The following is a 20053-nucleotide window of genomic DNA, read 5'->3' on the forward strand; positions in this document are numbered from 1 at the left end:
GACCTCGGCGGCGCACACGAACGGCCCGTGAGACCTGCTGCTCCGGAGCGGCTGACGGCCCGTGAGACCTGCTGCTCCGGAGCGGCTGACGGCCCGTGAGACCTGCTGCTCCGGAGCGGCTGACCGCGGATTCCCATGGAGAGGACCGATAGCTCACGTGATCGACTGGTTGCTGTCGCTGACTGGCCAGCTTGAATCCTGGATCCTGACCCTTGCTGATGCCTGGTGGGTCTATCTCGTGGTGTACGGATTCGCTGCGTTCGATGGCTTCTTCCCGTCGGTGCCCAGCGAATCGACGATCGTCACCCTCTCCTCCCTCTGGTCGAGCTCGGGCAGGCCCTCGATCCTCCTGATCGGTCTTGCCGCCTGGCTCGGAGCCTGGACTGGGGACAACGTCGGCTACCTGGTCGGCAACAAGATCGGCTACGAGCGCTTCAAGTTCCTGCGCGAGGGCAAGGGGCGCGCCGCCGTCGAGGCCGCCGACCGGGGCCTGCAGAAGCGGGCTCTGGTCTTCCTCATGACCGCTCGTTACATCCCCTTCGGCCGCACAGCGGTCAACCTCGTCGCCGGCGCGGTGCACTATCCCCACCGGAACTTCTGGCCCCGCTCCCTGCTGTCCACCTTCGTCTGGGCGGTCTACTCCTGTGCGATCGGTGCCCTCGCCGGTGCCTGGTTCGAGGACAACCACCTGCTGGGAATCACGGTCGCGCTGATCGCTGCCGTGGTGATGGCCCTGCTCGTCGAACGGCTGATCACAGCTGTGCACCGTGCGCTGGACCGGCGTGCGGAGCGACGCGCGGCAGAGGCAGACACGAACGCGGATACGGAGCGGGACGCCGCGCTCGAGGAGTCCACTGCCCCGCAGTCCGCAGCCACGCCCGATGCCCCTGAGCAGTCCGCCACCGAGCACTCCGCCGCAGTGAGCCTCTCAGCTGAACTGAGCACGGCAGAGCCCGACCCATCCCAGCAGCCCGACGTCCAGGCTCCCGCTGACTCAGATCCATTCCGCACGCAGTCCCGTCCCGGGCTGCCGGGCGGTGAACCGATCGCTGTCAGCGCCGAATCTCCGAGCGCGGCCCGAGGCGAGGAGAGCCCCGCATGAGCATCAGCATCCGCCCCGCCCTGCCCGCCGACGTGCGAGCGATCAACTCGCTGGTCGAGCCCATGACCCATACCGGGGTGCTGCTGGGCAAGGACCTCGTGTCCTACTACGAGTCGATCCAGGAATTCCTGGTCGCGACCGACGAACACGGCCGGGTGATCGGCTGCGGTGCCCTCCACGTGATGTGGGAGGACCTCGCCGAGGTGCGCACCCTGGCGGTCCACGACGAACAGCGGGGAACCGGCCTGGGCCACCGTTTGCTGGAGGCCCTGCTCGAGCGTGCCCTCCAGCTCGGATTGCAGCGGGTGTTCTGCCTGACCTTCGAGGTGGAATTCTTCGCCCGTCACGGTTTCGAGGTGATGAGCGAGAGCGTGGACCCCGAGCTCTACAACCAGCTGCTGCGCTCACTGGACGAGGGGATCGCGGAATTCCTCGATCTCGCTCGGGTCAAGCCCAACACCCTCGGGAACACGCGAATGATCAAGCTCCTGGACCGCGAGCGCTGAACAGCGCTCGGCACACCTGCTCAGCCTTGAGCGAGCGTGCGATCGTGCCCTTCTGGAAAGGTGCAGGATCAAAGGTGCAGGGTCAGGGCAGGCGCAGGCCGGTGCCCTGTGAGACGGCGAGGCCGTCGCTCAGCAGCGACTCGGCGCAGCGCTGCACCCGAGCCGTATCGTCCCGGTCCAGGTCGAGCAGCTCCTTCTCGGTCGCGGTGCCGTCTCGGCGCAGCAGCGCCATGATCATGCCCCGCATCTGCCGATCCGTACCCTCGAAGGCCTGGCGCCGTCGGGTGTCCGTCTCCGGGGCGGGGCGTCCCGCGGCCAGCCATGCACAGCCCTGGGCGGCCAGCGGGCATTCCTCGCAGCGCGGTGACCGTGCCGTGCAGACCAGCGCCCCCAGCTCCATCACCGCCTGGTTCCAGGCGACGGAGCGTTCCGGCTGGGAGGGCAGGCTGCGGGCGGCGAGGCTGCGCTCGGCCGCGCTGTAGGAGCGGTCCGGGAGCGCTCGACCTCGACGGGAGCGGGTCAGCACGCGCCGGATATTGGTGTCCACGACGACGGCCCGACGGTGATGCGCGAAGGCGGTGACCGCAGCGGCGGTGTACTCACCAACCCCGGGCAGCGAACGCAGCACCTCCTCGCCGATGGGCACCTCCCCACCGTGCTCACGCACTATCGCGCGGGCGCACTCCTGCAGCCGCAGTGCCCGCCGGGGATAGCCCAGCCGATCCCAGCGGCGCAGGACCTCAGCGGTCGGGGCGTCGGCGAGATCGGCGGGAGTCGGCCAGCAGCTCATCCATTCCCGCCATCGTGGCAGCACCCGGACCACCGGGGTCTGCTGGAGCATCACCTCGGAGACCAGGATGGCCCAGGCGGAGACCCCCTGATGGCGCCAGGGGAGGTCGCGCCCGGTGCGCGAGAACCAGGAGATGACGGCGTCGATTGAGTCTTCATCGATGGGGGAGGGCACCGGCTCCGGTGCGGGTGAGGCGGGTGAGGCGGGCGCGGCGGGGGAGGCATCGCAAACGGCGCGAGCCGGGACCCGATGGTCCCGACCCGCGCCGGTGGACGATGGTGCCGAAGCACCGCTCATGTGAGTCAGACCTGCGGGGTGGTGCCGCCGGGCTGGACGGGGCCACCACGCTGCGCCGTGAGCGCGTCACGGATCTCGGTGAGCAGGACGATGTCCTCGGACACCGCAGTCTCCTCCTCCTCGGGCAGGCCACGACGCTTGCGATCGAGCTTGCGTGCGCTGGAGATCGGCAGCACGAAGACGAAGTAGACGACGGCAGCGGTGATCAGGAAGGCGATGACCGCGGAGAGGACAGCACCGAGGTCCACCCGGGTGGCCTCATTCGCGTCGATGATCTTGAACGAGAGTCCGTTGACGTTGGTGCCGCCGAAGACGTTGATCACGGGCTGGATCAGATTGGCGACGAACGCACCGATCAGAGCGGTGAAGGCGCCGCCGATGACGACACCGACCGCCAGGTCGATGACGTTGCCCTGCATGACGAAGTTCTTGAAACCCTTCAGGGGGTCATCCTTCTCGGGTCGGGGATGGGGAGGATCCGCGCTAGCGGTTCCGCACGGACTCTAGCCGATCACCGCGACCATGACGGTGCCCGCGCCGAGAGCGTGAGCCAGTTCTCCAGAACTGGCACGGTCCACGGCCACCAGGATCTGGGTCGAACCGGAGCCGGCACCTCCCAGCCCGACGGTGGAGGGAGTCGTCGGGGCGGCCTCGACCACCTGGGCGGTGATTGCACCGGGGGAGTCCAGAGCGGGATCCGCGGGAAGCAGCTCGACACGGGTCCCCGGACTCAGATGCGGGGCGAGCAGATCGGGGATGGGAACCACCATCAGCACCGCGCCCTCGGGGAGCGATGGCTGTCCCTCTCCGGAGAGGAAAACGTCCAGGAGCGGGGCGCCGGCAGGAACCGGATGGGTGGTGGCGTGACCGAGCACGTGCTCGGCTGCGGTCGGGGCCTCTGCGGGAAGCAGCTGTTCCGCCGTGCGCACCGTGCGCAGATGTTCCGGTCCCAACACCGTCCCGGCGGGCAGGTCCTCGTCCGCGACGATCACCTGAACACCCCGGGCCGAAGGTGGCAGGAGCGAGGGCAGCACCGCCGTGACCGCGACCGCGAGGGCCAGCAGTGCCAGCAGGCGTCGACGGCGGCGCAGTGCACGGCGCCAGTGGGGAAGATGACTGCGGAGTCGGGAGAGCATGCCTGGACGCTAGGTCGCCGACCGTAGCTGCGGGGCGCTGGAGGCCTCGCGGTGGATGACCTCCCGGTGGGGAGGAACGGTCGCGGAAGGGATGAGCTGTGCATCCCGACCCGGTGAGAGAGCCCGGGCAGGGCGCGAGATCAGGAGGCTGCGGCGGGGACCGGCTGGGCGCTGGTGGTCGATGCGGCGGCCGGGGCGGAGGCGGTGCTCGACTCGGTGGCAGTGGCAGGCGCGGAGGAGCTCGTGGACTCGCCGCCAGCGGAGCTCGCGGAGCCCGTGGAGGAGGTGGACGCGCCCGAGGTCTGGGAGTCGGTCGAGTAGAAGCCCGATCCCTTGAAGACGATGCCGACCGAGTCGAAGACCTTGCGCAGCGCATCCTCTGCGCACTCGGGACAGGTCACCAGGGAATCTTCACTGAAGCTCTGGTACTGCTCGAAACGATGCGCGCAGCTCTTGCAGGCATAGACGTACGTGGGCACGCGGGATCCTCCGGGATGATCGATGGGCACGGGTCCGCCGCAGGGCCGACCGCCGACCATCTTACGACTGCAGAGCCCTCAGGATCCCTCGGACGTGATCAGCGAGACCAGACCGTCGGCCGTGAGCACGCGCGGGATCGGCACATCATGCTCGCCGCGCACCAGGGCCCCCTCTTCGAGCAGCTCGCTCGGGTGGATCACCGCCACCACCTGTGCACTCGGCGGGATCGTGGTCAGCGCACGGTCGTAATAGCCCGCCCCGTGACCGATCCGGGTCGCCGAGCGGTCCACGGCCACGGCGGGGGCGAGCACGAGCATCACCTCGTGGAGAGCGCCGGTGCCCAGGCGCTCACCGCGCGGTTCCTTGCCGAAGCCGCGCCCGGGGGAGTCCTGGAAGTCGGAGTCGCCGTCCCACGCGATCCATTCGAGCTCGGTGCCGGCGTCGGCGGCGGGGAACACCAGGCGGGCCCCCGCCTGCGCGAGCCGGCGGGCCAGCGGCATCACATCGGCCTCTGAGGGAGTGGGGTGATAGGCGGCGACCAGCGGCAGCGCCGTCCCTGCAGCCCGCGCCGCGGTCACGGCCGCCTCGACGGCGGTGATCAGGGGTGAGGCGTGCCCGAGCAGCTGCTGAGCTTCGCTGGCCCGTCGGGCCGCACCGTGCTCCCCGCCATAGGCCGCAGCCCGATGGGCTCGCAGCTGCCTGCGCAGCTCCCGCTTCTTCGAGGCCAGCATCTCGGAATCCATGGGGACAGGCTCCCATATGGGGCATATGAGCTCCAGGAGCAGCTGAGGCTCCAGGGACAGCTGGGACTCCAGGGACGGCTGGGACTCCAGGGACAGCTGGACTCCAGGGATGGCGTGTCGGTGGGGAAGGAACAGTCGGTGGGGACGTGGCCGACTACGATGACGCGATGGTTCACGTGTGGCCGCTGGCCCTGCACGACGGGGAGCTGACCCTACGACCCCTGCGGCGGCGGGACCGCACCGACTTCGACCGGCTGCGAGAGCGCAATGCCGACTGGTTGCGTCCGTGGGACGCAAGCGATCCTGAGCGCCGCCGGGCCCCGATCAATTTCCGCACCCTCCGGCGCTGGAACGAGGAGCAGGCACGACTGGGGACCCACCTCCCGCTCGCGATCACGCGCCGGGGCGGCGCGGTCCTCGGGCAGATCACCGCCGGCCCGATCCAGTACGGCGCACTGCGCTCCGCGGTGCTCGGATACTGGATCGACCGCGAGGAGGCGGGGCGTGGTCTGGTGCCGCGGTCGGTGGCACTGGTCATCGATCACCTCTTCGCCGAGCTCGGACTGCATCGCATCGAGGTCACGGTGCGCCCTGAGAACGTCGCGAGCCTGCGCGTGGTCGAGAAGCTTCACCTGCGGCCGGAGGGGATGCGGCGCGCGGCGATCCATGTCGACGGCGCGTGGCGCGACCACCTCGTCTTCGCCCTCACCGCGGAGGAAGTGGTCACGGGTGATGACGGCCGCGGAGTGCTGAGACGACTTCAACGAGAGTTTCCTCCCGACACGCCCACGACGTGACCAGGGGAATCACAGTCGTGTCATTAGTGTGTGGGTGTGGAGTCGATCAATCTTGGAGCCGTCCTCTTCGGCATCCTGCTGCTGCTGTGGCTGGCCTATGCCCTGCCGCGCACAGCAAGCCGTCGTGAGGTGATGGGCCGTGCCCGCGCCGCGGACGAGGCCGAGATGACCTCCCAGGCGCGGGACCTCTCCGCGGCCGTCCACGCCCGCCGCATGCCTACCGAGGTGAACCCGCCCATGTCTCAGGACCGTCTGCTCCTGCGCCCCGCCGATCCCACGCGTCGTCCCCGATTCGATGCCGAGCCGGGTACCCGCATCGACCCTGTCCAGGAGCGTGCCCGCTCCCGCCGTCTGCTGCGCCTCGTGCTGGTCGGCATGCTTCTCGTCACGGCAGTGCTGATCGGCCTCGCCGTCGCCGAGACCGTCACCTGGTGGCTGCCGGTGATCGCGCTGACCGGCACCGCGATCTACCTGGTGGGGCTGCGCCGAAGCGAGCTCGAGCGGAGGTCCCGGCAGACTTTCGCCGCGACCCGCGCCCGCCAGGAGCGAGCTGAGCAGGAGACCGCCCGCCGCCGTGCGACTGCAGCGGACAGCTCGACCACCCCGGCGACGGTGGTCGACGCCGTCGAGCCCGTCGCTTCTTCTGCACCGGCCGAGAGCACTCCACTCGAGGATGCCGCCGAGCGCGCCCTCCAGCAGACCACCCGGCCGGGGGAGTGGACTCCCCGCTCTGTGCCCCGTCCCACCTACACGCTGCGCGGCGAGGTGGACGACCTCGCAACCCGCCATGCCGCCCATCGTCAGAGCATGCTGGCCACCTCGGTGCCGCTGGAGAGCGGACAGGTCGAGGAGCTCGAGGCGGTCGACGAGACCTTCGCACCAGCCCAGGACCTCCATCTCGACGAGATCCTCGCCCGCCGACGGGCCTGAGATGCTCGAAGGCCGCCGTCTCGAGGACCTCGACGAGCTGCTCGCTCGCACGGGCATCCACGAGCGGCCGGTCGCGGTGCTCGACCTCGACGCCTTCGACGCCAATGCCGCGGACCTCGCGCGCCGCGCCGCCGGCACCCCGCTGCGCGTCGCCTCGAAATCCCTGCGAGTGCGAGGCCTGCTCGAGCGGGTGCTCGCCCGGCCCGGGTACGCGGGCATCCTCGCCTTCACACTCCCTGAGGCGCTGTGGCTCGTGCACCACGGCGCCCGGGACGTCGTCGTCGCTTACCCGACTGCCGAGCGCGGGGCGCTGCGACGCCTCGCGACCCGCCCGGAGGCCCTGGACGCCATCACGCTGATGGTCGACGAGTCCGCGCAGCTCGACCTGATCCTGGATGCCACCGCTGATCTCCACCCCCGTGCCGGAGGGCGGCGAATCCGGATCGCGCTCGAGCTCGACGTCTCCTATGCCCCTCTTCCCGGTCTCCCCGGGTTGCGGTTCGGAGCGCTGCGGTCACCCGTGCGGAGCGTCGATCAGGCCGTCGCTCTCGCCCGCGAGGTGCTGGCCCGGCCACGAGTCGCCCTGGTGGGGCTGATGGCGTATGAGGGGCACGTCGCCGGGGTGACCGACGCGGCCGCGACCCCGTACGGTGCCGCGGTGCGGGCCATGAAGCGCCTCTCCCGCCCAGACGTCGCTGCCCGACGCGCAGAGGTGGTCGCCACGGTGAGCGATCTCGTCGAGCTCGAGTTCGTCAACGGCGGCGGCACCGGTTCGATCGAGTCCACCGCCGCGGAAGGAGCCGTCACGGAGATCGCCGCCGGTTCCGGGCTGGTCGGTCCGGGGCTGTTCGACCACTACCGGGACTTCACCCCGCATGCCGCGCTGCTGCTCGGCGTGAGCGTGGTGCGCAGGCCGGCCCCGGGGGTCGCGACCCTGCTCGGCGGCGGCTGGATCGCCAGCGGTGTGCCGGCGGAGGATCGCCTGCCCACCATCGCGCATCCACCCGGCCTCGCCTTCGCCCCGCAGGAGGCGGCGGGGGAGGTGCAGACTCCCGTCATCGGTCCCGCGGCCGACGCCCTCCGCGTCGGGGACACCGTCTGGCTGCGGCATGCGAAGGCGGGCGAACCTGCCGAGCACTTCGCGGCGTACGTCCTCGTGCAGGGCGAGGAGATCTCCGGTTTTCTCCCCACCTACCGCGGTGAGGGTGCAGTCTTCCTCTGAACCCTTCTCGCACCGGTGCCCTCCGGGCCGCGGGCGGACCATCCAGCGAGCCCCGGAGGAGCGGCCGATGAGGACGAGCAGCACGTCGATGCGCACCTGGAGCGGAGCTGTGCGCTGGACTCCGCAGCAGGAGCTGCGCCCCACCTCACAGGACGGGGTGGTCGAGGCGGTGCACGCCGCCCGCGCCCGCGGCTGCTCCCTGCGGGTGCTCGGCGGCGGGCACTCGTTCTCCGCGCTCGTCGCGACCGACGGGATCACCCTGAGCCTCGACGGCTACCAGGGTCTGGTCAGCGCGGACCCGGCCACCGGGCTGGTCACGCTGCGCGGCGGAACACGGCTGTGGGCGGTCGCCGAGCTGCTGGCCCCCTACGGGCTCGCGCTGTCGGTGATGGGGGACATCGACCGGCAGTCGATCGCCGGGGCGATCCAGACCGGCACTCATGGCACCGGAGCGACCTTCACGGGCTTCGCGGGGATGGTGCGCGCCCTGCGGCTGGTGCTGACGGACGGCTCGGTCGTGGACACCTCCCCGACCAGGGACCCCGAGCTCTTCGCGGCGGCACGGCTGGGGCTCGGCACGATCGGGGTGGTGCTCGAGGTCACCCTGCAGTGCGTGCCGGCCTACCGCCTCGAGCTCGTCGAGAGCACCCGGGCGCTCGACCCCGCCGTCGGATCCTTCCTCGCGGACTCCTTCAGGAACGACCACCACGAGATCTTCTGGTTCCCCCGCACCGACCGGGCGACCGTGCGCACCATGCATCGGCTGCCGGCCGATGCCCTGCGGGAGCGCCCCGCTCGGGCGGCTGAGCTCCTGCAGCAGGAGGTGCTCGGCAACGGCGCCTGGGAGCTGCTGTGCCGCGCAGCGGCTCTGGTGCCGCGGCTGAGCAGACCCGTCGCCGAGATCGCCTCACGCTCGTTCGCCGGCTCCCGGGTGGTCGACGACTCCGCCACCGTCTACGCGGCACCGCGGCGAGTGCGGTTCCACGAGTCCGAATGGGCCCTGCCCGCGGAGCGCTTCGAGGAGGCTTTCGTGGCGCTGCGCTCCCGTATCGAGTCAGAGCGCGTTCGCGTGACCTTCCCGCTCGAGATCCGCCGCGCCGCGGCCGATGATGTGTGGCTGTCCACCGCCTATCAGCGCGACACCGTCTATCTCGCCGCTCACCGCTATCACGCAGAGGAGGCGGGCCCGTACCTGCTGCTGGTGCAACGGACTCTCGCGAACTTCGGCGCCCGCCCCCACTGGGGCAAGCAGCACTGGCTCGGTGCCCGTGAGCTCGCCCGGCTCCATCCACGCTTCGACGATTTTCGGGCCGTGCGCGAGGCCGCGGACCCCGACGGTCTGCTGATGAGCCCGTACCTGCGCCACCTGCTGGGGTGAGCGGGGGAGTTCGGCGGGAGGACACAGCCGGAGAGTGGCCCAGGGGCCGGCTGTCCGCACCCCGTCCTCCCGCCCGGGACCGCGCGGTGCGGGCTAGCCTGGCCGCGATGAACACCAACGCGCCCCGTCCCCCGTCCGCCGCCGTCCCCTCGCCCTCGCACCTGCTGGACATCGCGACCGCCGCAGCCTTCGCGGCAGCCGAGTACATCCGCGGGTTGGACCGCGACGGCCTGGCCCGCGAGTACAAGACCTCCAGCCACGACATCGTCACCGAGCACGACCGGGCGAGCGAAGAGATCATCGTCTCCGAGCTGCGACGGCTGCTGCCCAGCGCCCGGATCGTCGGCGAGGAGGGCGGGGAGCGTCCCGCCGAGCAGCCTGCCGGAGACACCAGTGACGAGCCGGCGGTCAGCTTCTACGTGGACCCCATCGATGGCACCAGCAACTTCGCCGCTGGCCTGCCGCTGTTCTGCATCTCGATCGGTGTGACGATCGGTGACGAGCTGGTCGCCGGCGTGATCGACGCTCCGGTGCTCGGCCAGGTGTTCGCCGCGGCAGATGGTGACGCGACCCTGAACGGTCGAGTGCTGCGCCCACGCGCCACCCGCCCGGCGCCCGACGCCCTGGTGCTGGCAGGGTTCCCCGGTCAGCGCGTCGGCTCCCAGTTCCCCGACTATGCGGCACGCTCCCTCCGTTCCCTCGAGGACGAGGTCTCCGCGGTGCGGCATCTCGGCTCGGCGGCGCTCGAGCTCGCCTATGTCGCCGCCGGCTGGGCCGACGCGACGGCCCTGACCGCGATCAACTCCTGGGACGTGGCGGCCGGCTTCCACATCCTGCGCCGCGCCGGTGGCTCGCTGCGCACCTGGCCCGGCGACGACGACGTGGAGCGCCCCGACCACCTCCAGCCCGCCTATGTGGCCTGCACCGGGCAGGAGCGCCTCGCGGTGCTCGACACCGTGCAGGAGGAACTCCAGGAGCTGCGCGACGCGCAGCGGTGAGCTCGGCGCGGTGCGCGCCGGGTGAACGCTGCGAACGCCGCCTTGCCTCCTCTGCAACCTCCCCTGTGACCGCCGCTGTGACCTCCGCTGTGACCTCCCCTGTGACCTTCGTCAAGGCGCGGATCACGATGCGACAGCACCGCAGCCGCGATGCTAATCTATCGGGGTCGCCCAGCGACATGGGGCTATGGCGCAGTTGGTAGCGCGTCTCGTTCGCAATGAGAAGGTCGGGGGTTCGAATCCCCCTAGCTCCACCGCAGATCGATCGAAGAAGCGGCCTCTGACCTGGAAGTTCATCCAGGCAGAGGCCGCTTCTGCTATGTGTGCCGGCGGGCTCAGGGGACCGTGTACCCCGCAGCGCGGAACAGGTCGTACCACTCCGAACGCTCGAGAGGAACCTCGGAGCCGAGCGCCGCATCAGCCACCCGCTGCGGCGTGGTGGTGCCGAGGACGACCTGCATCCGAGCGGGATGGCGCGTGATCCAGGCGACGGCGATCGCGATCGCGGGGACGTCGTACTTCGCCGCGAGCCGATCGATGACCTCGTTCAGCTCCGGATAGTCCGGCGAGCCGAGGAACGGTCCGTTGAAGAACCCGGCCTGGAACGGCGACCACGCCTGGAGCGTGATGTCGTGGAGCCGGCAGTAGTCGATCAGGCCGTCGTCGCGGGTGATCGACTGATCGAGCGCCTGCATGTTGGCCGCCACGCCCTGGGCGATCAGCGGTGAGTGCGTGATGGAGAGCTGCACCTGATTGGCGACGATCGGCTGCCGCACGAACTTGCGCAGCAGATCGATCTGGCGGGGCGTGTGGTTGGAGACTCCGAAGGCACGGACCTTGCCCGCGGCCTCGAGCTCGTCGAAGGCCCGAGCGACCTCTTCGGGCTCCACCAGCGCGTCCGGCCGGTGCAGGAGGAGGATGTCGATGTAGTCGGTGCCCAGGGCCTTGAGCGATCCTTCGACGGACTCGATGATGTGCTCGTAGGAGAAGTCGAAGTAGGGCCCCGAGGGCACGATCCCGGCCTTCGTCTGGATCACCCAGTCGGCACGCTCGCTCGCGGAGAGCTGCAGGGCCTCGGCGAAGCGTCGCTCGCAGCCGTGGAGGTCGGAGCCGTAGACGTCGGCGTGATCGAGGAAGCTGATGCCGGATTCCCGAGCGGTACGGATCAGGGTCCGCACCTCGTCATCGGTCTTGTCCTGGATGCGCATCAGTCCCAGGGTCACATTGGGAACGGTGATGTCCGTGCCCGGCAGTGTGAAGGTCTTCATGGTCGAGATCGTGTCCCTTGGTCGTCGTGTGGGGTGGAGGTTGCTCGCGGAAGGCGGGGCGGTCAGTTGACCTCGAGCGGGTGGCCGCCCACGCGTCCGGAGCCGTCACGAGGATCGAGGGCGTCGATCCTGGAGACCTCGTCCGCGGTGAGCTCGAAGCCGAACACGTCGAGGTTCTGGGCCATGCGCTCGCGGTGCACGGACTTCGGGAAGACGATGATGCCGCGCTGCAGGTGCCAGCGGAGCACCACCTGAGCGGGAGACACCTCATGCGTTGCTGCGGCTGCGGCGACGGCCGGAGCTTCGAACAGAGGGTACTTGCCCTGCCCCAGCGGGCCCCACGACTCGATGTGCATGCCGTGCTCGGCACCCCAGGCCAGGATGTCGCTCTGCTGATGGGCCGGGTGCAGCTCGATCTGGTCGACAGCGGGGACGACTCCCGTGTCCTTGACGATGCGATCCAGATGCTCGGGAAGATGGTTCGAGACCCCGATGGAGCGGGAGAGACCCGCGTCGCGGATCTCGATGAGCTTCTCCCAGGCGTTGGAGTAGGTGTTCTTCTCGGGGGTCGGCCAGTGCGTGAGGTAGAGGTCGACGTAGTCGAGGCCCAGCTTCTCCAGACTCGTGCGGATCGCGTCGTGCGGGGCCTCGCCCGCCTGCTGGTCATTCCACAGCTTGGTGGTCACGAACAGCTCGTCGCGCGGGATGCCGCTGCGCGCGATCGCAGCGCCGACGCCCTCTTCATTGCCGTAGATCGCGGCGGTGTCGATATGCCGGTAGCCCAGCTCCAGAGCGGTGCTCACTGCTTCCTCTGCCTCAGCCGGCGCAACTTTGAAGACGCCGTAGCCGAGCTGGGGGATGCGATGGCCGGAGTTCAGGGTGAGGGTGGGAACTGATGTCATGCAGGGCAGACTAGAAGCGCGTAATCTACACGTCCAACAGCTTGCATCGATGAGATTGAGAAGCAGGAGTGGTCAATGGAGCTTCGCCAGATGGAATATGTGGTCGCCCTCGCGGAGGAGCGGCACTTCACGCGCGCCGCGGACCTCGCGGGCATCTCCCAATCGGGACTGTCCTCGGCGATCCGCAGTCTGGAGACGGAGCTCGGCACGCCGCTCTTCGACCGCACCACCCGCCGGGTCGAGCCCACCCCCGCGGGCTATGCGCTGCTCCCGCACGCCCGGGCGATCCTCGATGAGGCGGCGCGGGCCCGCGACGCCGTGGTCAGGGTCAGCCGCACCGTCACCGGCTCGCTGAGGGTCGGTGCCGAGCAGTGCCTCGGCCTCGTCGACGTCGCCGCACTCCTGGAGCGCTTCCATCGCCGGTATCCCCTGGTGGAGACAGAGTTCGTCCAGTCCGGTTCCCATGAGCTGGTCGATGCCGTGCGCACCGGGCACCTCGACGTCGCCTTCGTCGCGACCACTCGGCATCTGGGGGCCGTACGGCATCTGCCGCTCGGCCATGAGCCGCTGGTGGTGCTCCTGCCGCCTGCTCATCCGCTGGCCTCGCACTCGGGGCTCAGCTGGGATCTGCTGGACGGGCAGGCGTTCGTGGACTTCGGTGCTTCCTGGGGTGTGCGCACGCTGAACGATGAGTTGCTGGCCGCGCATGGGATCTCCCGCCGGGTGCGCTGCAGCGTCAACGACGTCCACACCCTGCTCGACCTGGTCAGGCGCGGGCTCGGCATCGCCATCGTCCCGCAGCATGTCGCGGCGAAGCCGCAGGCCGAGGGGCTGGGTCAGGCGCCCTTGCCCGGTGCGACCTCCGTGGAGTGGACCGTCAGCGCGATCAGCCCGATGCACGAGAGGACGGACATTCCTGCGGGAATGCTGCTCGAGCTGCTCGGGGAGACCTGTCTCGGAACCGATGGCGCGGACCTCTGCGATCAGCCAGATTCCCTCGCCCGCGAGCTGGCGGACGAGGCGCGGGCCCCGCAGCCGATCGACGGATAGGGCGAGCGCAGCGTCAGCCGGAGGACCTCAGCCGGAGGGCTCAGCACGACGTCGACGCCGCGTGCTCGAGCACTCCTCCGCCCGGGCCCGCGCTCTGGATTTACGGGGCTCCGGTCCTCACACCGGTCTGCGCCAGCTGTGCTTCGGCTCGAAGCCCAGGACGGTGCGGGCCCTGTCGATCGACAGCAGCGTCCCGTTGCCCGCGATGTCGCCGTGCACGGGGACATCAGGGAAGACCTCGGCGACGAGCTCGGTGTTGTCGCGCGACATCACGGTATCGGCGGCGGCGATGATGAAGCGGTCGAAGCCAGGGGCCCGGTGCTCGAGCGCGAGACGCACGGCCTCGGCGCCGTCACGGCCGTCGACGTAACCCCAGAGATTCCATTTGCGCAGCGTCGCATCGGCATCGAAGGACGGGAACTCGGCGTAGTCCGCCTCATCCATGACGTTCGAGAAGCGCAGTGCGATGATCTTCAGCTCCGGATGCCAGCGCGTCAGCTCGATCGCCATCTGCTCCTCGAGGTGCTTCGAGAGCGAGTAGGTCGATTCCGGGCGCGCCGCGTAGTCCTCGTCGACCGGGATGTACGGGGGTGGGGTGTCGAAGGGCAGTCCCAGCACCGTCTCGCTCGAGGCGGTCACGATGTTCGTGATGCCGGCCTTGATCGCGGCGTTGAACACGTTGTAGGTGCTGAGGAGGTTGTTCTGGAACGTCGCAGTGTTGGTCGCGAGCCCCGGCGCCGGAATCGCGCTGAGGTGCACGACGGCGTCGAACCCCTCAGGTGCCTGTTCATCGATGCCGGTGAGCGCGTCGAGCACCTGGCCGGCATCGCGCAGGTCGATGCGCACGAAACCGGAGCCCCGTTCCCCTGACTGGTCGAGATTCACGACCAGATGTCCGTGGTCACGGAGGCTGCTGACCACCGTGCGTCCAAGCTTTCCCGAGCCACCCGTCACTGCGATTCTCATGCGCTCATGATGCACCATCGGTATTGCCCCCATCGGCCGCATTCCGCACGCCTGACGTCTCTCAGGCCCCGGCTGTCGTGGGAGTCGGGTGGAACCGGCCGCCCATGCCTCGGGTGAGCACCACGGCGCTGCCCGGGGCCACGCGGGCGGCCGTGTCCTCGAGATGCTCGATGACCACCGCAAGGGCATGGCGCGCGACAGCATCCTCCGTGCTGCGAACGCTCGCGTCGACCGCGAAGCGCAGTGCCACCCGCCCGACCCGTCGTCCGGCCACCAGAGGTGCTTCCACCTCCTTCTGCTCGACCACGTGCAGGGTGCCGAGGGCGAGCACGGCCTGCTCCATGACATCGCCGGGGGAGCAGCCGGGGTGGAGCGTCCCGATGGGCACATGCATGCGGTAGCTGGGCATGGGCGAAGGCTATCCGTGCTCACCCGTCCTGTTCACGGGACATGCTCACCCGCCCTGCTCACCCCCTGCTCACCCTCCTGCTCATCTGGTCGAGCGCGTGGCCCGGCCTCCCGGTGCCCGCACGGACGGCGCTACGCTGTCGTCCGGGAAGATCGTGCGGCGGGCAGGGCTGAGCGGGGAGCGGACGACCATGACGCAGAGCATCGTGCTGATCCATGCCATCCGTTCCTCACGGACGATGTGGAAGGGGCAGGTGCGACGGCTGCGCGAGCGGGGCTATGAGGTGATCGCCCCGGATCTTCCCGGGCATGGCCGTCGTCGTGACGAGGAGTTCAGCCTCGACGGTGCGCTGGCGACGATCGACGAGGCCGTCGGCGCGTGCGCGGAGCGTCCGCTGCTGGTCGGGCTGTCCCTCGGCGGCTACCTGACCCTGCACTGGGCCGGCACCCATCCGAGCCGATTGGCCGGGGTGGTCGCGGCGGACTGCACCATCGTGCCGGGACCCGCGACGGCCCGGCTCTACGGGCTGTGGATCTCGATGAAGGACTGGCTGCCCGGCGATTCCGACGCCCGGGTGGCCCGCGCCTTCGCCCGCCGTCACACCCGCAAGGCGGCCAAGCGCTATTACGGCGGTGGTCGCGCCCATGGGGTGGTCCGTGCCGTGGTGCGGCTCATCGGCGGTCTCGATCTGCTCGCAGATATCGCGGAGATCGACGTCCCGATCACGTTCATCAACGGCGAGCACGATCCGTTCCGACGCCACGAGGCACTGTTCATCGAGGCCGCCCGGGACGCGGAGCTGGTGATCCTCTCCGATGCCGGTCATATCGCGAACCTCTCCCGACCGAAGCGGTTCGCGAAGTTGCTGGACCGCTCCGCACGGGCGAGCGCGCTGGTGTGAGCATGACGGAATGAACACAGACCACGACGCCGCGAAGGACGCCGCAGACGCCGCCGCGCTGGATGCCGCTGACGCCGCCTTGCTGGACGCCACCGACGGCGCGGCACAGCTGCCGGGCCCCTGGCCGGTCGTCCTGGTGCATGGCACTCGCACCTCCCATAGCCAGTGGGACCTCCAGCTGCCATCGCTGCGCGCCGCGGGGCACCAGGTGGTCACGCCGGACCTGCCCGGACACGGCACCCGCCGCGGTGAGCCGTTCACGCTCCCGGCCGCCGTGGCAGCGATCGAGGACGCAGTCCTCCACAGCCACCAGCGCATCGGCGAACCGGTGCACCTGGTGGGCAGCTCCCTCGGCGGCATGCTCGCGATCCACGTCGCCGCGCGACTCGCCGCAGTCCCGGGGGCACTCGGCTCGCTCACCGCCTGCGGGGCGGCCCTCCAGCCCGGCCCGCGTGGAGCGCGCCTGTACGGGGCACTGATCCGGGGCACAGATCTCGTGCCGGGCATGCGCAGCGGCAGGAGCGGTGACCCTTTCACCTGGATCCTCGGGCAGGACGGAGCTCGGGCCTACCTGCGCGGCGGCCGAGCGGACGCCTCCGTGATCGCCCCCGCCTTCGCCGCGGTTGCTTCCTTGGACCTGCACGACGATCTGCGCCGGATCGATGCTCCGGTCACCTTCCTGCACGGCCGGAGCGACCACCTGCGCTCACATGAGCGGAGCCTCGTCGCAGCCGCCCCGCATGGCCGTCTGGAGCTGCTTCCCTACGGCGACCACATGGTGAACCTCAAGGCGCCCGGCCGCTTCACCGCCGATCTGCTGCGAGTGCTCGCCCGCGCCCAGCGGGAACAGACCCAGCGGGAGCAGAGCCAGCAGGACTAGACCCAGCGGGAGCAGCCCGAGCGGTAGAGCAGGCCGTAACAAGCCTGGCAGGAGCAGAGAGAACAGACCGAGGAGCCGTAGGCTGGGGGCATGCACTCCACCCCCCTGCGCGTCGGCTTCGTGCCCGGCGTCGAACCTGACCGTTTCCTGCGCCGATGGAAGTCCGGCCACCGGGACGCCTGGCTCGAGCTGGTCCCCGTCCCGCTCTCGCGCCAGCACGAGGCGCTCACGGCAGGAGAGGTCGACATGTGCTTCGTGCGTCTGCCGCTGGTGGCGGAGGAGCTGCACATGGTCTCGCTGTGGGAGGAGCGCGCCGCGATCATGGTGGGCACCGAGAATGTGCTCAGCCTGCTCGACGAGGTCGGCGAGGAGGACCTGGTGGACGAGACCGAGATCCCCTCCGCCCTCCCCGACGACGCGGCAGAACGGATCGCCGTCGTCGCCGCAGGAGTCGGCTACACCCGCGTCCCCCTCTCGCTCGCCCGGCTCCACCACCGCAAGGATGCCGTCGCCCGGCCGCTGCACGATGCTGAGCCCACCCGTATCGCCCTGGCCTGGCCGCGCGCAGCGGACGATCCGGTGCGCCAGGAATTCGTCGGCGTGGTCCGCGGCCGGACCTCACGTTCCAGCCGCTGACCAAGAACCAGCCCCGACCCAGCCCCGAACCAGCCTCGACCCAGCCCCATGAACGAGCCCACGAAGGAGCATCACCGATGACCGAGCAGCCCCGCATGAACGTCGAGAGCTTCAACCTCGACCACCGCACCGTCGCCGCGCCCTACCTCCGCATCGCGGATCGCAAGGAGCTGCCCGGTGGTGACGTGCTGACGAAGCTCGATGTGCGCTTCACCCAGCCCAATGTCGCCCACCTCGAGTCCGAGACTGTCCATTCGCTCGAGCACATGATGGCCGAGCACATGCGCAACCACTCCGGCGACGTCCTGGACGTCTCCCCGATGGGCTGCCGCACCGGCTTCTACGTGCTGCGGGTGGGCGACCACTCCACCGAGGGCTTCGCCCCCGTCCTCGAGGCCACGCTGCAGGATCTGCTGACCGCGACCGAGGTGCCCGCCGCCAATGAGGTCCAGTGCGGCTGGGGCGCCCACCACAACCTCGAGGGTGCGCAGGCCGCAGCCCGCGAGTTCCTCGACCGGCGGGCCGAGTGGGGTCAGGTCACCGCGAGCTGATGCCCTCGCGCACCGCCGCCAGCAGGCGCGCGGTGCGCTCGTCGGTCGCGATGTCGTCGATCGACACCGGGGTGCCATCGGCGTCCGCCAGCGGGATCCGCCAGTTCGGGTACTCCTCGTCGGTGCCGGGCTGGTTCTGGATGCGCCGCTCACCGACGCAGTCCACGAGCGAGACGCCCAGCAGCATCGACGGGGTCCGTGCCAGGTGGCGGTGCAGGGCCAGCACGGTCTGCTCGATATCCGCGCCCGGGGCGAGCAGCCCCTCGCCGCGCAGCACGTCGAGCACCTGCTCGCGACCGGTCGCGTCAGCCTCGAGCTCCTCGGCGAGATCCCGCTCGAGCAGTCCCAGCTCGTGGCGCAGCGCCACATGGTCGCCCGCCAGGTAGCCGGCCGTGGGCGGCAGATCGTGGGTGTTGACCGAGGCCATGCACAGGGTGCGGTAGTCCTCGGCGCGCAGCGGACGGCCCTCGCCGTCGTACTCGAACCACAGGATCGAGGTGCCCAGGATGCCGCGGTCCACGAGGTAGTCCCGCACCCACGGCTCGAAGGTGCCGAGGTCCTCCCCGACTACCAGGGTGTTCGAGCGCTGCGCCTCCAGGACGAGGATGCCGATCATCGCCTCATGGTCGTAGGAGACGTAGGCGCCGTCGGCCGCCCCATGACCCTCAGGGATCCACCACAGCCGGAACAGCCCGAGCACATGATCGATCCGCAGCGCCCCCGCATGGCGCATCAGGGTGCGCAGCATGTCCCGCCACGGCCGATAGGCGGCGTCGCGCAGCCGCTCGGGATGCCACGGCGGCTGATGCCAGTTCTGGCCCTGCTGGTTGTACTGATCGGCCGGCGCACCGACGCCGACACCGGCGGCGAGCACGTTGCGCAGCCGCCAGGAGTCCGCACCGATCTGCTCGACCCCGACGGCGAGATCGTGCATGATCCCGATCCGCATCCCGGCATCGCGCGCCGCGGTCTGGGCGGCGCTCATCTGCTCGTCCAGCAGCCACTGCGTCCAGACGTGGAAGTCGATCCGCCCGGACAGCTCGCGACGGGCCTGCTCGAGGGTGGCCTCATCGAGGTTCTGCAGGCAGGCCTCATCGGCCGTGCCGCGCACCGACTCCGCGATCGCGGACCACAGCGCGAAGTCCTCCAGCCCCTGCCCCTCACGGGCACGGTAGGCATCCAGCAGCGCTCGGCGCCCCGCGGTCAGCGGCACCGCGAACAGCTCCTCGAGCGCCTGCAGCTTCGCCGTGAGCACCTCGTCGCGTTCGAGGCGGTCCACGCGGTCGTTCCAGTCGGACACGCCCTCGCGCAGGAGACTCACTCGCTGCCGGGCGAAGTCGGACAGCTCCCGGTGCTCAGGGACGTCCTCGATGCGCAGGTACAGCGCACTGGTGAAGCGGCGGGTGACCGGCAGATAGGGGGACGGCTCGACAGGCGGGGTCGGGTAGGAGGCGTGCAGGGGATTGACCAGTAGGAAGTCTGCTCCGTGGCGGGCGCCGCTGATCGCGGCGAGATCGCGCATGTCGGCGAGGTCGCCGATGCCCCAGGAGCGCTCCGAGCGCACCGAGTACAGCTGGGCCTGGATCCCGAATGCGCGCCGGGCGGCGTACTCGGCGTGGACGGTCAGCCGGGCGGGCGTGACCACGAGGTCCGCTTCGACCGGGCCCTGCGAGGTCTCGGCGACCAGTCGATGCCAGCCCAGCGGCAGTCCGAGCGGCACGTAGAAGCGTGCGCGGCCCCGCAGCGTCCCGTCGAGCTCGAAGGGCGGGGTGTGGTCCTCAGCCTGGTGGAGGTCGCGGCGGCCGCCGTCCTCGAGCCGCAGGTGCAGGCTCACCGCTGTGCCGTGCTCGATATGGACGGGTACCGTGGTGGCGCGGTCCTCGCGCAGCACGGTCACCGGGGGGAGCGTGCGCTCCCAAGGGGCACGTTCACGCGCGCGCCGTACGGAGGCGATGTCCTCCTCGGTGCTCGCGGGCGCACCGAGCGCGCCGAGGATCGCGTGCAAGGTGTCGTCGGCGACATCTTTGAGGGTGCCGTCCCAGCCCCAGTACTGGGTGCTGACACCGAGGTCGCGGGCGAGATCACGCAGCGCTGAGGAATCTGGGGCCATG

22 protein-coding genes and 1 tRNA gene are annotated in these 20053 nt (G+C 70.1%); 13 read left to right on the top strand and 10 right to left on the bottom strand.

The features are described from left to right. The first annotated feature begins 157 nt into the window (after positions 1-157). Positions 158-1102, top strand: a complete 945-nt coding sequence (locus ACT3SQ_RS11420) for a VTT domain-containing protein (RefSeq protein ID WP_441445455.1) — start codon at positions 158-160, stop codon at positions 1100-1102. Beyond that, complete coding sequence (locus ACT3SQ_RS11425; RefSeq protein ID WP_441445454.1) at positions 1099-1608, top strand: amino-acid N-acetyltransferase; 510 nt, start codon at positions 1099-1101, stop codon at positions 1606-1608. Before ACT3SQ_RS11420 ends, ACT3SQ_RS11425 begins: the two co-directional genes overlap by 4 nt. Positions 1609-1690: 82 nt before the next feature. Here ACT3SQ_RS11425 and ACT3SQ_RS11430 read toward each other — a convergent pair whose 3' ends face one another. The 5 genes from ACT3SQ_RS11430 to ACT3SQ_RS11450 all read right to left on the bottom strand — a co-directional run bounded on the left by ACT3SQ_RS11430 (position 1691) and on the right by ACT3SQ_RS11450 (position 5054). Next, a complete protein-coding gene (locus ACT3SQ_RS11430; RefSeq protein ID WP_441445453.1) occupies positions 1691-2572 on the bottom strand; it encodes an A/G-specific adenine glycosylase in 882 nt (293 codons plus the stop codon). 128 nt (positions 2573-2700) lie between these two features. Next, entirely contained in the window at positions 2701-3138 is a 438-nt protein-coding gene (gene mscL, locus ACT3SQ_RS11435; RefSeq protein ID WP_441445452.1) for a large conductance mechanosensitive channel protein MscL, read from the bottom strand. Positions 3139-3198: 60 nt separating this feature from the next. Then, a complete protein-coding gene (locus ACT3SQ_RS11440; RefSeq protein ID WP_444601141.1) occupies positions 3199-3831 on the bottom strand; it encodes an SAF domain-containing protein in 633 nt (210 codons plus the stop codon). A gap of 140 nt (positions 3832-3971) precedes the next feature. Further along, positions 3972-4310: an FmdB family zinc ribbon protein gene (locus ACT3SQ_RS11445; protein WP_441445450.1), complete on the bottom strand. Its 339-nt coding sequence runs from the start codon at positions 4308-4310 to the stop codon at positions 3972-3974. A 78-nt stretch (positions 4311-4388) separates the two neighbouring features. Then, positions 4389-5054: a 5-formyltetrahydrofolate cyclo-ligase gene (locus ACT3SQ_RS11450; RefSeq protein ID WP_444601142.1), complete on the bottom strand. Its 666-nt coding sequence runs from the start codon at positions 5052-5054 to the stop codon at positions 4389-4391. A 167-nt stretch (positions 5055-5221) separates the two neighbouring features. On the opposite strand from ACT3SQ_RS11450, the gene ACT3SQ_RS11455 reads away from it, so the two are divergent. From ACT3SQ_RS11455 to ACT3SQ_RS11480, 6 genes are all read left to right on the top strand, one after another. Beyond that, the gene (locus tag ACT3SQ_RS11455) at positions 5222-5851 is read left to right on the top strand and encodes a GNAT family N-acetyltransferase (protein ID WP_444601143.1); all 630 of its coding nucleotides are present in this window, start codon (positions 5222-5224) and stop codon (positions 5849-5851) included. Positions 5852-5887: 36 nt separating this feature from the next. Further along, a complete protein-coding gene (locus tag ACT3SQ_RS11460) occupies positions 5888-6781 on the top strand; it encodes a hypothetical protein (RefSeq protein WP_444592462.1) in 894 nt (297 codons plus the stop codon). A gap of 1 nt (position 6782) precedes the next feature. Then, positions 6783-8003, top strand: a complete 1221-nt coding sequence (locus ACT3SQ_RS11465; RefSeq protein ID WP_444601144.1) for an alanine racemase — start codon at positions 6783-6785, stop codon at positions 8001-8003. A gap of 67 nt (positions 8004-8070) precedes the next feature. Beyond that, a complete protein-coding gene (locus tag ACT3SQ_RS11470; protein WP_441445445.1) occupies positions 8071-9381 on the top strand; it encodes a D-arabinono-1,4-lactone oxidase in 1311 nt (436 codons plus the stop codon). Between the two features lie 107 nt (positions 9382-9488). Further along, the gene (locus ACT3SQ_RS11475) at positions 9489-10379 is read left to right on the top strand and encodes an inositol monophosphatase family protein (RefSeq protein WP_444601145.1); all 891 of its coding nucleotides are present in this window, start codon (positions 9489-9491) and stop codon (positions 10377-10379) included. A gap of 181 nt (positions 10380-10560) precedes the next feature. Then, positions 10561-10633, top strand: a tRNA-Ala gene (locus tag ACT3SQ_RS11480). Between the two features lie 81 nt (positions 10634-10714). Here ACT3SQ_RS11480 and ACT3SQ_RS11485 read toward each other — a convergent pair. Both ACT3SQ_RS11485 and ACT3SQ_RS11490 read right to left on the bottom strand, forming a co-directional pair. Beyond that, positions 10715-11647: an aldo/keto reductase gene (locus tag ACT3SQ_RS11485; protein WP_441445522.1), complete on the bottom strand. Its 933-nt coding sequence runs from the start codon at positions 11645-11647 to the stop codon at positions 10715-10717. A gap of 62 nt (positions 11648-11709) precedes the next feature. Then, entirely contained in the window at positions 11710-12549 is an 840-nt protein-coding gene (locus tag ACT3SQ_RS11490) for an aldo/keto reductase (RefSeq protein WP_441445523.1), read from the bottom strand. Positions 12550-12624: 75 nt separating this feature from the next. Here ACT3SQ_RS11490 and ACT3SQ_RS11495 point away from each other — a divergent pair, with 75 nt between their 5' ends. Beyond that, on the top strand, positions 12625-13599 hold the full coding sequence (locus ACT3SQ_RS11495; RefSeq protein WP_444601146.1) for a LysR family transcriptional regulator: 975 nt from the start codon (positions 12625-12627) through the stop codon (positions 13597-13599). Positions 13600-13716: 117 nt separating this feature from the next. Here the strand turns inward: ACT3SQ_RS11495 and ACT3SQ_RS11500 are convergent, their stop codons facing one another. Both ACT3SQ_RS11500 and ACT3SQ_RS11505 read right to left on the bottom strand, forming a co-directional pair. Further along, positions 13717-14565 carry an NAD-dependent epimerase/dehydratase family protein gene (locus tag ACT3SQ_RS11500; RefSeq protein ID WP_442331925.1) on the bottom strand — a complete coding sequence of 283 codons (849 nt, stop codon included), beginning with the start codon at positions 14563-14565 and terminating at the stop codon, positions 13717-13719. A 61-nt stretch (positions 14566-14626) separates the two neighbouring features. After that, complete coding sequence (locus ACT3SQ_RS11505; protein WP_442331926.1) at positions 14627-14974, bottom strand: hypothetical protein; 348 nt, start codon at positions 14972-14974, stop codon at positions 14627-14629. Positions 14975-15164: 190 nt separating this feature from the next. Between ACT3SQ_RS11505 and ACT3SQ_RS11510 the strand changes: the two genes are divergently transcribed. From ACT3SQ_RS11510 to ACT3SQ_RS11525, 4 genes are all read left to right on the top strand, one after another. Continuing rightward, positions 15165-15875 carry an alpha/beta fold hydrolase gene (locus tag ACT3SQ_RS11510; RefSeq protein WP_442331927.1) on the top strand — a complete coding sequence of 237 codons (711 nt, stop codon included), beginning with the start codon at positions 15165-15167 and terminating at the stop codon, positions 15873-15875. A 10-nt stretch (positions 15876-15885) separates the two neighbouring features. Beyond that, the gene (locus ACT3SQ_RS11515; RefSeq protein ID WP_442331928.1) at positions 15886-16755 is read left to right on the top strand and encodes an alpha/beta fold hydrolase; all 870 of its coding nucleotides are present in this window, start codon (positions 15886-15888) and stop codon (positions 16753-16755) included. A gap of 90 nt (positions 16756-16845) precedes the next feature. After that, positions 16846-17391: a LysR substrate-binding domain-containing protein gene (locus ACT3SQ_RS11520; RefSeq protein ID WP_441445529.1), complete on the top strand. Its 546-nt coding sequence runs from the start codon at positions 16846-16848 to the stop codon at positions 17389-17391. Between the two features lie 77 nt (positions 17392-17468). Then, on the top strand, positions 17469-17942 hold the full coding sequence (locus ACT3SQ_RS11525) for an S-ribosylhomocysteine lyase (RefSeq protein WP_442331929.1): 474 nt from the start codon (positions 17469-17471) through the stop codon (positions 17940-17942). On the opposite strand, the gene malQ is transcribed toward ACT3SQ_RS11525, so the two are convergent. Further along, positions 17929-20052, bottom strand: coding sequence for a 4-alpha-glucanotransferase (gene malQ / locus ACT3SQ_RS11530; RefSeq protein WP_442331930.1), 2124 nt, complete (start codon positions 20050-20052; stop codon positions 17929-17931). The two genes, ACT3SQ_RS11525 and malQ, sit on opposite strands and share 14 nt — an antisense overlap. Position 20053: the final 1 nt, after the last annotated feature.

Origin of the sequence: Brachybacterium sp. AOP42-C2-15 (assembly GCF_052377065.1) — a bacterium.
Classification (GTDB): Bacteria; Actinomycetota; Actinomycetes; order Actinomycetales; family Dermabacteraceae; genus Brachybacterium.